The sequence below is a fragment of the Nocardiopsis suaedae genome (assembly GCF_027706745.1).
Lineage (GTDB): Bacteria > Actinomycetota > Actinomycetes > Streptosporangiales > Streptosporangiaceae > Nocardiopsis_A > Nocardiopsis_A suaedae.
In genome coordinates this window covers 97,090-109,817 of record NZ_JAQFWP010000012.1, presented here as the reverse complement: position 1 = coordinate 109,817, position 12,728 = coordinate 97,090, and the positions used below count along the sequence as shown (strand labels likewise).

At 75.6% G+C, this 12,728-nt stretch carries 9 protein-coding genes; 8 read left to right on the top strand and 1 reads right to left on the bottom strand.

Annotated elements, in window-relative coordinates; genetic code table 11:
* Positions 1–98: 98 nt before the first annotated feature.
* The 8 genes from O4U47_RS09065 to O4U47_RS09030 all read left to right on the top strand — a co-directional run bounded on the left by O4U47_RS09065 (position 99) and on the right by O4U47_RS09030 (position 9,024).
* Positions 99–341: a hypothetical protein gene (locus tag O4U47_RS09065; RefSeq protein WP_270677219.1), complete on the top strand. Its 243-nt coding sequence runs from the start codon at positions 99–101 to the stop codon at positions 339–341.
* A 213-nt stretch (positions 342–554) separates the two neighbouring features.
* On the top strand, positions 555–1,448 hold the full coding sequence (locus O4U47_RS09060) for a Rossmann-like and DUF2520 domain-containing protein (RefSeq protein ID WP_270677218.1): 894 nt from the start codon (positions 555–557) through the stop codon (positions 1,446–1,448).
* A 49-nt stretch (positions 1,449–1,497) separates the two neighbouring features.
* Complete coding sequence (panC, locus tag O4U47_RS09055; RefSeq protein ID WP_270677217.1) at positions 1,498–2,361, top strand: pantoate--beta-alanine ligase; 864 nt, start codon at positions 1,498–1,500, stop codon at positions 2,359–2,361.
* Between the two features lie 28 nt (positions 2,362–2,389).
* The gene (locus O4U47_RS09050; RefSeq protein WP_270677216.1) at positions 2,390–5,020 is read left to right on the top strand and encodes an L-aspartate oxidase; all 2,631 of its coding nucleotides are present in this window, start codon (positions 2,390–2,392) and stop codon (positions 5,018–5,020) included.
* A 48-nt stretch (positions 5,021–5,068) separates the two neighbouring features.
* Positions 5,069–5,860 carry a type III pantothenate kinase gene (locus tag O4U47_RS09045; RefSeq protein WP_270677215.1) on the top strand — a complete coding sequence of 264 codons (792 nt, stop codon included), beginning with the start codon at positions 5,069–5,071 and terminating at the stop codon, positions 5,858–5,860.
* A gap of 75 nt (positions 5,861–5,935) precedes the next feature.
* Positions 5,936–7,435 carry a bifunctional lysylphosphatidylglycerol synthetase/lysine--tRNA ligase LysX gene (gene lysX, locus O4U47_RS09040; protein ID WP_270677214.1) on the top strand — a complete coding sequence of 500 codons (1,500 nt, stop codon included), beginning with the start codon at positions 5,936–5,938 and terminating at the stop codon, positions 7,433–7,435.
* 650 nt (positions 7,436–8,085) lie between these two features.
* Positions 8,086–8,316, top strand: a complete 231-nt coding sequence (locus O4U47_RS09035; protein WP_408638952.1) for a LuxR C-terminal-related transcriptional regulator — start codon at positions 8,086–8,088, stop codon at positions 8,314–8,316.
* 114 nt (positions 8,317–8,430) lie between these two features.
* The gene (locus O4U47_RS09030) at positions 8,431–9,024 is read left to right on the top strand and encodes an amino-acid N-acetyltransferase (RefSeq protein WP_270677213.1); all 594 of its coding nucleotides are present in this window, start codon (positions 8,431–8,433) and stop codon (positions 9,022–9,024) included.
* An 88-nt stretch (positions 9,025–9,112) separates the two neighbouring features.
* Here the strand turns inward: O4U47_RS09030 and O4U47_RS09025 are convergent, their stop codons facing one another.
* A complete protein-coding gene (locus O4U47_RS09025; protein ID WP_270677212.1) occupies positions 9,113–12,349 on the bottom strand; it encodes a UvrD-helicase domain-containing protein in 3,237 nt (1,078 codons plus the stop codon).
* Between the last annotated feature and the right edge of the window lie 379 nt (positions 12,350–12,728).

The following is a 12,728-nucleotide window of genomic DNA, read 5'->3' as shown; positions in this document are numbered from 1 at the left end:
GTGGGTAGATGGTGCTCGAGCCTGCGCGGGACTCAATGGAAGTACCAACCCTCTCGCCGGCCGGAGAGCCCCCGTCCGGTACGCAAAGGAGACAGCCAGTGCTGAAGAAGACCATCGCCGCCGGTGCCGTCGCCGCCGCCTCCGCCGCCGTCCTGGCCGCCGGCGCGCCCGCCTTCGCCGACGTGAACAGCGGCTCGTCCGGCAACGGCTCGGTCGTCAGCGGCAACGTCGCCCACATCGACGCCAACGTGGGAGCCAACGGCTGCGGCAACGCCACCGCCATCCTCGGCCAGGCCAACGGCAACTGCTGGAACTCCGGGGTCATGGTCATCGACGGGTGACCCCGCGCCCGCCCCTGAGGCGGGCCCCAGACCCCCCTCCCCGCGGCGGCGCCCCGCGGGGCGGAACCGGCGCCGGTCCGCAGCGGACCGGCGCCGGCGCCGTGTGCTGGGCCTGCCCGCCCGGCCCGCCCGCACGGCGAAGTAAGCTTGGCCGACAGCGTCCGGTACCCGCCAGGGACCGGAACCGAGCAGGCCAGCGTTGTGAGGACCGACATGGGCGCAAGCGACGACACGCGGGACCGCCCGGCCCGGCTCGCCGTCGGCGTCATCGGCCCCGGGCGGGTCGGATCGGCGGTGGGCACGGCCCTGGAGCGGGCCGGGCACCGGGTCGTGGCGGCCACCGCCGTCTCCGAGGCCTCCCGGCGGCGGGTGGCCGAGCGGCTCCCCGGCGCCGAGGTGATGGAGCCCGCCGAGGTGGTCGCCGCCAGCGAGCTGGTGCTGCTGACCGTCCCCGACGACGCGCTCGGCCCGCTGGCGGGCGGCCTGGCCGAGACCGGCGCCCCGCTGGAGGGGCGGCTGCTGGCGCACACCAGCGGCAGCCACGGCCACGGCGTGCTGGCCCCCGCCACCGCCGCGGGCGCCCTGCCCCTGGCGCTGCACCCGGTGATGACCTTCACCGGCCGCCCCGAGGACCTGGAGCGGCTGGCCAGCTGCAGCTTCGGCGTCACCGCCCCCGAGCCGCTGCGCCCCATCGCCGAGGCCCTGGTCGTGGAGATGGGCGCGGAACCGGTCTGGATCGAGGAGGACCGCCGCGCCCTCTACCACGCCGCGCTCGCCGGAGGAGCGAACCACCTGGTCACCCTGGTCGCCGAGAGCCGCGAGCAGCTCCGCGCCGCCGGGGTGCCCGACCCGGGCCGGATGCTCGGCCCGCTGCTGGGCGCCGCCCTGGACAACGCCCTGAGGCTGGGCATCGACGGCCTCAGCGGCCCGGTGCTGCGCGGCGACGCCCGCACCGTCCAGGGCCACCTGGCCGAGCTGCGCGCGCACGCCCCCGAGAGCGTCCCCGCCTACGTCGCCCTCGCCCGGCTCACCGCCGACCGCGCCCTGGAGGCGGGCCTGCTCAAGCCGCACGACGCCGAACGCCTGCTGGACGTCCTCCAGGCGTGAGGACCGCCCCCCGCCACCGCACCCCGCTCCGACCGTGAGGACTCCGGACATGACCGCACCCGACCGCGCCGCCCCGGCGGTCGCCCGCACCCCCGAGGAGCTCGCCCGGATCCGCGCCGGGCTGGGCCGCACCGCCCTGGTGCCCACCATGGGCGCCCTGCACACCGGGCACCGCGGTCTGATCGCCGCCGCCCGCGGGCGCGCCGACGCGGTCGTGGTCAGCGTCTTCGTCAACCCGCTGCAGTTCGGACCCGGCGAGGACTTCGAGCGCTACCCCCGGGCGTTCGAAGACGACCTGCGCGCCTGCGCCGAGGAGGGCGTCGACGTCGTCTACGCCCCCGGCGTGGAGGCGATGTACCCGGGGGAGCAGATCGTCACCGTCGACCCCGGGCCGCTCGGCGACGTGCTGGAAGGCGCCTTCCGCCCCGGCCACTTCCGCGGCGTGCTCACCGTCGTCGCCAAGCTCTTCCACATGGTCCGCCCGGACGTGGCGGTCTTCGGCCAGAAGGACGCCCAGCAGCTCGCGGCCATCCGGAGGATGGTGCGCGACCTGGCGTTCGGGGTCACCGTGGTCGGCGTGCCCACCGTGCGCGACTCCGACGGCCTGGCCACCTCCAGCCGGAACGTGTACCTGTCCGGGGCCGAGCGCACCAGCGCCCTGGCGCTCTCCCGCGCGCTGCTGGCCGGGGCGGACGCCTCGGTCACCGGCCCCGTCGGCATCCTGGGCGCCGCCCGCGAGGTGCTGGACGCCGCGGCGGCCGGCCCCGTGCCGGTGGAGCCGGACTACCTGGCGCTGGTCGACGCGCACACCTTCGCCGAGGTGCCGCCGGACCACCGGGGCGAGGCCGTGCTGCTGGTCGCCGCCCGCGTCGGGAGCACCCGGCTGATCGACAACGTGCCGCTCACCCTGTGAGCACCGCCGTCCAGGAGGAGGCCCGCCCGTGACCACCGCACCGCCCCCCGGCAGACTCGCCGCCCCGGACCCGGGGTGGACCGCCGAGGCCGACGCCGTCATCATCGGCTCCGGCGTCGCCGGGCTCAGCACCGCCCTGGGGTACGTCCGCCGCGACCCCGGCGCCCGCGCGGTGCTGGTCACCAAGGACGTGCTCGACTCGGGCTCCACCCGCTGGGCGCAGGGCGGCATCGCCGCCGCCGTGGGCCCCGGCGACGACCCGGTGGCGCACATGGCCGACACCCTGGAGGCCGGGGCGGGCATGTGCGACCCCCTGGCCGTGCACGTCCTCGCCGCGGAGGGCCCGGCCGCGCTGGAGCGGCTGGTGGCCGCGGGCACCGGGTTCGACCGGGACGCCGACGGCGGCCTGCAGCTCACCCGCGAGGGCGGCCACCGCGCCGACCGCATCGCGCACGCCGGGGGCGACGCCACCGGCGCCGAGATCGTCCGCGCCCTGGTCGCCGCGGTCCGCGCCGAGCCCCGCATCGAGGTGGTCGAGCACGCCCTGGCCCTGGACGCGCTGCCCGGCACCGCCCCCGGCGGCGGCCCCGCGGTGCGCGGGGTCACCCTGCACGTGATGGGGGAGGGCGAGCGCGACGGCGTCGGCGCGGTGCTGGCGCCCGCCGTGGTACTCGCCGCCGGGGGGCTGGGCCAGGTCTTCGCCTCCACCACCAACCCGGCCGTGTCCACCGGCGACGGCGCGGCGCTGGCCGCCCGCGCCGGGGCGCCCCTGGCCGACCTGGAGTTCGTCCAGTTCCACCCCACCGTCCTGTGGACCGGCGCGGGCGCGCGCGGGCGCCGCCCGCTGGTTTCGGAGGCCGTGCGCGGCGAGGGCGCCTCCCTGACCGACGTGAACGGCCGCCGCATCATGGAGGGCGTCCACGAGCTGGGCGACCTGGCCCCGCGCGACGTCGTGGCCGACACCGCGGCCCGCGCCATGGCCGCCACCGGCGCCGACCACGTCCTGCTGGACGCGCGCGCCTTCGGCGCCGCCATGTGGGAGCGCCGCTTCCCCACCATCCTGGCCGCCTGCCGGGAGCACGGCATCGACCCGGTCACCGAGCCGATCCCGGTCGCCCCGGCCGCCCACTACGCCTCCGGCGGGGTGGAGACCGGAACCGACGGCCGCACCGCGGTGCACGGGCTCTACGCGGTCGGCGAGAACGCCCGCACCGGCGTGCACGGCGCCAACCGCCTGGCCTCCAACTCGCTGCTGGAGGGCGCCGTCTTCGCCGAGCGCATCGCCGCCGGACTGGCCGAGGACCCGCCCGCGCCCGCCGCACCGGCCGCGCCCCCCATCGGCGCCCCCGCCGCGCTGGCCGACCCGGCGGGCCTGGAGGAGCTGCGCACCCTGATGTCCCGGCACGCCGGGGTGCTCCGCGACGCCGAAGGCCTGGAGCGCATCGCCGCGCACGCCGCCTCCATGTTCGCCTCCGGCGCCGCCGCACCGCCCCCGCCGGGCGTGGAGGCCTGGGAGGCCACCAACCTGGCGACCGTCGCCGCCCTGGTGGTGCGGGCCGCCCGGGAGCGCGAGGAGAGCCGCGGCGCCCACCGCCGTTCCGACCGCCCCGCCCCCGACCCCCGGCTGCGCGGGCGCCCCGTCCGCCTGTCCCTGGCCGCCGACGGGGTGTGGGCCCGCCTGGAGGCGCGCCCCGCCGACGCCGCGCTGCCGCCGGGGCTGCGCGCCGAACTGGAGGCGATCGGCGCGCCCGTCGCCGGGGACGCCGGCCCCGCCGCGCCCGGGCACCGTCCGGAACTGGTGCTGCCGGGGCGCACGAGCGCCGAGGCGCACGTGCGCACGGTGCTCACCGCTCTGGCCGAGGACCTGACCCACGGCGCCCGGATCGACGTGACCACCGCCGCCACCGTCCCCGCCGGCCAGGTGAGCACCGCCGACGTGGTGGCGCGCGCGGACGGCACGGTGGCCGGGCTGCCGCTGGCCGAGCTGGCCTTCTGGCTCGCCGCCGAGGGCGCGGTCCGGGTGGAGCGCCGCGCCGCCGACGGGGGCCGCGCCGCCCGCGGCGACGTGCTGATGACCGTCACCGGCCGCACCCGCGACCTGCTCACCGCCGAGCGCACCGCGCTGAACCTGCTCACCCACCTGTCCGGGATCGCCACCGCCACCCGCGCCTGGACCGACGCCGTGGCCGGGACCGGTGCCCGGGTGCGGGACAGCCGCAAGACCCTGCCGGGCCTGCGGGCGCTGGAGAAGTACGCGGTGCGCTGCGGCGGCGGCGAGAACCACCGGATGGCGCTGTCGGACGCCGCGCTCATCAAGGACAACCACGTGGTGGCCGCGGGCGGCGTCGAGGAGGCGGTGCGCGCCGTGCGGTCGGCCTTCCCCGGGGTGCCGCTGGAGGTCGAGGTGGACCGGATGGACCAGGTCGAACCCGCGCTCAAGGCCGGGGCCGAGGAGATCCTGCTGGACAACTTCGCGCCCGAGCGGCTGCGCGCCGCGGTGGCCCTGGTCGCCGGGCGGGCCCGGCTGGAGGCCAGCGGCGGCCTGACCCTGGACGCGGCCGCCGAGGTGGCCGCCACCGGGGTCGACTACCTGGCGGTGGGGGCGCTGACGCACTCCTCCCCGGCCCTGGACATCGCCCTGGACCTGCGCCCGGTGTGACCCGGCCCCCGCACCCGCATCCCGCGAACGAGTGAAGGAACCCCCCGAATGCTCCTGGCGATCGACGTCGGCAACTCCCACACCGTCTTCGGCCTGTTCCGCGGCGAGGAGCTGGTGGACCACTGGCGGGTGGCCACCGACGCCCACCGCACCGCCGACGAGTGGGCGGTGCTCATGTCCGGGCTGATCGGCGCCTCGGACGCGGCCGGCGCGATCGAGGGCATCGCGATGTGCTGCTCGGTGCCCAGCGTGCTGCACGAGATGCGCGAGATGTTCCAGCGCCGCCACCCCGGCGTCTCGGCCGTGGTGGTGGAGCCGGGCGTGCGCACCGGCATCCCGGTGCGCATGGACAACCCCAAGGAGGTCGGCGGCGACCGGATCATCAACGCGCTGGCGGCGGTCAAGCTCTACGGCGGCCCCGCCGTCGTGGTGGACTTCGGCACCGCCACCACCTTCGACGCGGTCAGCGCCCGCGGCGAGTACATCGGCGGCGCCATCGCCCCGGGCATCGACATCTCGGTGGAGGCCCTGTCCCGGCGCGGCGCCCAGCTGCACATGGTGGAGATCGCCACGCCCCGCTCGGTCATCGCCAAGAACACCGCCGAGGCGCTGCGCTCGGGCGTCGTCTACGGGTTCGCCGGGCAGGTCGACGGGGTGGTGGACCGGATGGCCGCCGAGCTGGCCGACCCGGCGGCGGGGGTGGGCGCCGACGACGTGACGGTGGTCGCCACCGGCGGCCTGGCCCCGCTCGTGGTCTCCGAGTGCGAGACGGTCGACGCGCACGAGCCCTGGCTCACCCTGGTCGGCCTGCGCCTGGTCTTCGAGCGCAACACGGGGTGACCTTCCGGGGCCGTCGGGGAGCGGGGCCGCCGCGGGGCGCCGGGGCAGTGCGCGTGCGCCGTTAGGATCGGGTGCGTGAGTGACGTGCTGGACGATGGCTATGACGACCTGCCCGAGCAGATGCGTGTCCGCCGCGAGAAGCTGGACCGCCTGCGCTCCGAGGGCGTCGACCCCTACCCGGTCGGCTACCCCCGCACCGACGCGATCGGCGCCGTCCGCCGCAAACACGGCGGCCTGGAGCCGGACACGGCCACCGGGGACCGGGTCGCGATCACCGGCCGCGTCATGCTCTATCGGACCGGCGGCAAGCTGTGCTTCGCCACGCTGCGCGACGACTCCGGGGACGTCCAGGTGATGATGTCGCTGGACAAGCTCGGCGCCGAGTCGCTGGACGCCTGGAAGCGCGACGTCGACCTGGGCGACCACGTCGGCATCGAGGGCGAGGTCATCACCTCGCGGCGCGGCGAGCTGTCGGTGATGGCCGACTCCTGGGCGCTGACCTCCAAGTGCCTGCGCCCGCTGCCGGAGAAGCACAAGGGCCTGACCGACCCCGAGGCGCGGGTGCGGCAGCGCTACGTCGACCTGATCGTCAACCCCGAGGCGCGCGAGATGGTGCGGCAGCGCTCGGCGGCGATCCGCTCGGTGCGCGACACCCTCGGCGAGCGCGGCTTCATCGAGGTCGAGACGCCGATGCTGCAGCAGGTGCACGGCGGCGCGACGGCCCGCCCGTTCACCACCCGCATCAACGCCTACAGCATGGACCTGTTCCTGCGCATCGCGCCGGAGCTGTACCTCAAGCGGCTGGTCGTCGGGGGCATCGAGAAGGTCTTCGAGATCAACCGGAACTTCCGCAACGAGGGCGCGGACTCCACGCACAACCCCGAGTTCACGATGCTGGAGTTCTACCAGGCCTACGCCGACTACGACACCATGGCCGAAGTCACCCGGGAGCTCATCCAGGGGGCGGCGCGCGCCGCGTTCGGCTCCACCGTGGTGCCGCGCGGCGAGCAGGGGTTCGACCTGGCCGGGGAGTGGCCGCACGTCACCCTGTACGGCGTGGTCTCCGAGGCGCTCGGGGAGGAGGTCACCCCGCGCACCCCGCTGGAGCACGTCCGCAAGCTGGCCGACGCCAAGGGCGTGGAGCACAGCCCGGACTGGGGCCAGGGCAAGCTGGTCGAGCACCTCTTCGAAGAGCTGGTCGAGCACACCATCGAGCAGCCGACGTTCGTGCGCGACTTCCCGGTGGAGACCAGCCCGCTCACCCGGCAGCACCGCGAGGACCCGCTGCTCACCGAGAAGTGGGACCTGATCGGCTTCGGGATGGAGCTGGGCACCGGCTACTCCGAGCTGGTCGACCCGGTGGAGGAGCGGCGCCGCCTCACCGAGCAGTCGCTGCTGGCCGCCGGCGGCGACCCCGAGGCGATGCAGCTGGACGAGGACTTCCTGCGGGCGCTGGAGTACGGAATGCCGCCCACGGGCGGCGTCGGCGTCGGCATCGACCGGCTGCTGATGGCCTTCACGGGGCGCAACATCCGCGACACCATCCTGTTCCCGCTGGTCAAGCCGGAGGGATAGACGCAGCGGCCCGGGTGGGCCGCCCCGGGCGGGGCGGTCCGCCCGGGCACCTACTGTTACCCCATCGTGATGTAACGACGGGGTGGCACCTTGCTGACCTGCGACGGCGGCGCCGCGTGGGCACCGAGCGGCGCTCTGTCGCCCCTCTCTAGAGGACCCCCAGGTCACGAAGGTTATTTGCGCAGGTCACCGTTGGCGGGGAAATGATCTGCGCGCCCGCGTGCTCACGATGCGCCGCCGTGGTGTCGCTTAGGGTGATTTGATAGACCTTGACGCCCTCTCTCCCGCCGCTTAGCGTTTTCCAGGCGAGCGGAGTTGTCCGCGCGCCCGACGCAGCAGAAGAGTTCGACGGCGAGTGGGGAAGGCCGGGAACGGGCCGTTGGTCCCCGTCCCTCCCTAGGCGTACGCGCCCGGCGCGGTCTGTCCGTCCCAGACCGTGCACCACGGGCCGTATGCCGCTGAGCCTGCGCTCCGTGTGCCAGGAGAGCGCAGGTGCACCTTCCTCGCCCGGGCTTGAGCTGCGGCGGCTTGATGTTCCGCGCTCACCACGGATGAGGGAGGACGGAGTGGAACAGGCAACACTCGAACGGCGTGCCGTGAAGGCCCCCGCGGCCCACTTGCGCGACGGGGGGATGGTGCCCGCCCCCGCGATGCCGCCGCGCGACGCCGGGCAGCACCTGCCCGCGGCGCAGGGCCTCACCGAGGACGAGATCCAGCTCCTCGCCGAGATCGCCACCGGGGTCACCACCGACGTCGCCGCCCGCCGGCTCGAACTCAGCGCCCGGACGCTGCGCCGCCGGCTGCGCGCCATCTGCGACCAGCTCGGTGTCAACACCCCGATCGAGGCGGTCGTGTGGGCCGCCCGCAAGCAGCTGATCTGAGCCGACCGATCTGAGCCGACCCGGCCACGGCCCCGTGCCCGGCCCCCCGCCCCGCCCCCCGGCGCGGGCGGGGCGCCGGGCACCGCCGTGCGGCAGGCGTTAGGGTTGCCGACCATGGACCCCGCCCAGGACCCGGAGCGGGTGCGGGAGGACCTGGTCACCGTCCGCCGTGCCCGGACCCGCGACGTCGCCCGCATCCGCGCGCTCGTCGACACCTACAGCCCCGAGCGCCGGGTGCTCTCCAAGAGCACCGTCACCCTCTACGAGGACGTCCAGGAGTTCTGCGTCGCCGAGCTGGCCGAGACCCCCGCGGTGGGCGAGGCGCCGCTGGGCCCCCGCCGGGTGGTGGGCTGCGGGGCCCTGCACGTGCTCTGGGAGGACCTGGCCGAGGTGCGCACCGTGGCCGTGGACCCGCGGGCGCGGGGGCGCGGCATCGGCCACCGCATCGTCGGCGAGCTCCTGGTCCGCGCCCGCGAGCTGGGCGTGCGCCGGGTGTTCTGCCTCACCTTCGAGACCGCCTTCTTCGCCCGCCACGGCTTCGACCCGATCCAGGGCACGCCGGTCTCCCCGCGCGTCTACGACGAGCTGCTGCGCTCCTACGACGAGGGCGTCGCCGAGTTCCTGGACCTGGAGCGGGTCAAGCCGAACACCCTGGGCAACACCCGGATGCTGCTCCACCTGGACGCCCCGGGCACGCCCCGCCACTGATCCCCCCCCGGAGACGACCGTTCCCCCCACTGGACGGCCGACCCGGCGTGCTCGCACCCGGTACGCCCGACGATCTCGGAGGCGGGGGTCACATCAGCCGCAGCTGGCGGTCCTTCGGGCGGCGCCGGGCGGCCGACTCCTCGTCGACCGGCATCGTCAGTTCCTCCGGAACCGCCGCCAGGAACGGCGAGGGCGCGCTGTCGGCGGCCGACCCGCGCCGGGTGCGGCGGCGGGCCCGGGACAGGTACAGGCGCCGCTGAGCCCGCGTCAGGCCCACGAAGAACAGCCGCCGCTCCTCCGCCTCGGCCTCCGGGTCGCGCCCGGAGCCGGGGAAGCGGAACGGCAGCACCCCGTCCTCGCACCCCGCCAGGAACACCACCGGGAACTCCAGCCCCTTCGCGGCGTGCAGGGTGAGCAGCGAGACCCGGTCGGCCCGCGGGTCCAGGGCGTCCACCTCGGCGCCCAGCGCCAGCTCGGCCAGGAACCGCTCCAGGTCCCCTCCGCAGCGCCGGGCAAGGGGGAGCAGCAGCTCGCCCGCCGTGCGCACGGCGGTGGCCGCCTCCTCGTCGGCGGAGTGCCGCCCGGCCAGCGCACCGGCGGCGGCGCGGACCCGGTCGGCCACCGCGTCGCCGGGCGTCAGCGGCAGTTCGGCGGCCAGGGCCCGCACCCCGGGCCGCGCGGACAACCGGTCGTGCGTGCGCTTCTGGAACGGCACCCCGGCGGCGTCGAAGGCGGCCATCACCGCCTCGGCCTGCGCCGATGTGCGGTAAAGCACGCACAGGTCGGCGAAGGACAGCTCCTCGCCCTCCCCGTCGGAGCGCCCGCTGTCCAGCGAGTGCAGCGACGTGCCGCCCAGCAGCCGGTCGATCGCCCGCGCGATGAACGACGCCTCGGCGCGCTCGTCGGCGGCCGTGTGCAGCCCGATGCGCGGCGGGTCGGAGAAGTCGCCCACGGCGCGCAGCTCCCGCCCCGGCACCAGCGACCCAGGGGCGATGGCCGCCACCGCGGCGTCCACGATGGTGGCGTTGGACCGGTAGTTGCGGGACAGCCGCACCGCCGGGGCGCCCGGGTGGTCCTGCTCGAAGCGGAGGAAGTGGGCCACGTCCGCGCCGCGGAACCGGTAGATGGCCTGGTCGGGGTCGCCGATCGCGGTGATGTCCCCCTGCGGGCCGCTGAGCAGCCGCAGCAGCGCGTACTGGGCGCCGTCCACGTCCTGGTACTCGTCGACGCTCACCGACGTCCAGCGGCGGCGGTAGGCCTCGGCCAGGAGGGGGTCCTCCGACAGCAGCCGTACCGGCAGCGCGACCAGGTCGGCGAAGTCCACCAGGTCCCGCTCCCGCAGGCGCTTGCGGTAGGCCTCCACCTCCTCGTCGGCCTCCCCGGCCCGGGCGGGGGCGTCCCGGCGGGCCAGCAGCTCCCGCCCGGCCTTCTCCGAACCGGCAACACCCGCGGCGACCTCCAGCGCCCGGTCGGCGTCGGCCACGCCGAAGCGCTCGGTGAGTCCGGCGCGCTCGTGCTGTTCGCGCAGCACCGCCAGGCCGAGCCCGTGGAAGGTGGTGACGGTGACCTGCTCGGCGTGCGCGCCGAGCAGGTCCTCCAGGCGCTCGCGCAGCTCGGCGGCGGCGCGGCGGGTGAAGGTGATGGCCAGGCAGCGCTCGGGGGCGAGGCCGCGCTCGGCGACCTTGTGCGCGATGCGGCGGGTCAGGGTGCGCGTCTTGCCGGTGCCCGGACCCGCGACGATCAGCAGGGGGCCGTCGGGGTGCTCGGCCGCGGCGCGCTGCTCGGGGTCGAGCCCGTCGAGAAGGCCCCGGGAGGAGGGGCCCCCGGAGGCGGGGCCGTCGGGGAAGAGCGCGGGGGCGGAGGCCTGCGGGGCCCCGGGGGGAGGCCCTTCGCCGCCTTCCGGTGCCGCCGGCTCCTCGGCGGACGCCTCGGCCCCGGTGTCCTTCCGGCCCTCCGAGGGCTCCGGGGCGCCCTTCGCGCCGCCCTTGGCGCCGCCCCCGCCGCTGCGCCGGGGGCCGCCCTCGGGGGCCGCGGGGGCGGCGGGAAGGTCGAACAGGGCGGCCTCGCCCGGGGAGGCCAGCTCCTCGGGGCGGAACATGCGGATCACACCGTATTCGCCGTCGTATCCGGCGTCGCGCACCACCTCGTCGCGGCGGAGCCGGGCCACCGCCTCGGCCAGCAGTTCGCCGCCGTGCCGCCGTACCTCGTCGAGCGGGCTGCGGGTGAGGATCTCCAGCTCGGGCCCGAGCGCGGCGGCCAGCCGGTCCACCTCGCCGCGGACCCGCTTGCTCTTGGGACCCACCCCGACGATCTCGCTCACCATCTCCGGCAGCGGCACCAGGTTGGTGAAGGCCGCCGCGCCCTCCGGGCGGTACCCGGTGGGCCGCTCGGCCAGGTCGCTCACCCGGTGGGCGGTGCCGACGGTCAGCGGGCGCCCGCACTCGGGGCACCGGCCCCCGTGGCCGCGCGTGTCCTCCGGGTCCAGCCGCACCCCGCACTTGCGGTGCCCGTCCAGGTGGTACTTGCCGTGCTCGGGGAAGAACTCCACCGTCCCCCGGTAGCCGTCCCCGGTCTCCAGCGCGCGCCGCACCGCGTAGTAGTCCAGGTCGGTGTCGAAGCGGGTGGCCTCGCGCGCGAGCATCGGCGGGGAGTGCGCGTCGGAGTGGCTGACCAGGGTGTAGCGGTCCAGCGAGGGCACGGTCCAGTTCATCGCCGGGTCGCTGGACAGCCCCGTCTCGATCGCGAACACGTGGTCGGCCAGGTCGGCGTAGCAGTCCTCGACCCGGTCGAACCCGGACTTGGAGCCGAGCACCGCGAACCAGGGCGTCCACACGTGCGCCGGGACCAGGTAGGAGCCCGGGTCGCTGGACAGGGTGATCTCCAGCAGGTCGCGCGAGTCCAGGCCGAGGATGGGACGGCCGTCCGAGGCGAGATTGCCGATGCGGTCCAAATCCGCGGTGATCGCCTCGGCCGCCGCCATGGACGGGGCGTAGAGCAAATGGTGCACCTTTCGGGTGCGTTCGCCCCTTTTATAGATCGTGGAGATCTCCACCGAGAGCATGAAGCGCGGCGCTTTGCGGCACGCCGGGGGCAGGGTGCGCAGCACCCGGCGCTCGATTTCGGGTGCCAGGCGGAACAGCCCCGGCTCGGCCGGGACCAGGCCGGAGCGCAACTCCTCGCGCCAGGTCGGGTGAGTGAAATCACCGGTTCCGACCACGTCGACGCCCTTGCGCGCCGCCCACCAGGCGAGGTGTTCCAGGTCGCAATCCCTGCTGCACGCCCGCGAGTACTTGGAGTGAATATGCAGATCGGCGTGGAACTCCACGACAGGTCCTTCCCACCAATGCCCGCAGTGGCTGGGCGCGGGCGATCCCGAAGCGGCCGGCGAGGGGCGGGCGCGGCCGCCGGGTGCCACCATCCCACAACCCCGGGCCGCCGGAGCACCATATGCGAACCCGCGTTCGGGGGGCGTAAAGGGACGGGTAATCTTGCCGGTGCCATGGAGAACCCGCGCCCCCGGTTCCCGGTCCGGGCCGAGGGGGAGGAGGGCTCTGATATACCGGCGGTGACGGCTTCGGGGCCAAAGGCTACGAAGAGTCGTCAATTCGGCCTCGAATCGGCCGCGATGCCCGTGGTTAAGGGAGATCGGGAACGCATCGCCCCCGCGGCGCGTTATCCGCCCGCCGCCGTCCCGGTGCCGTAAT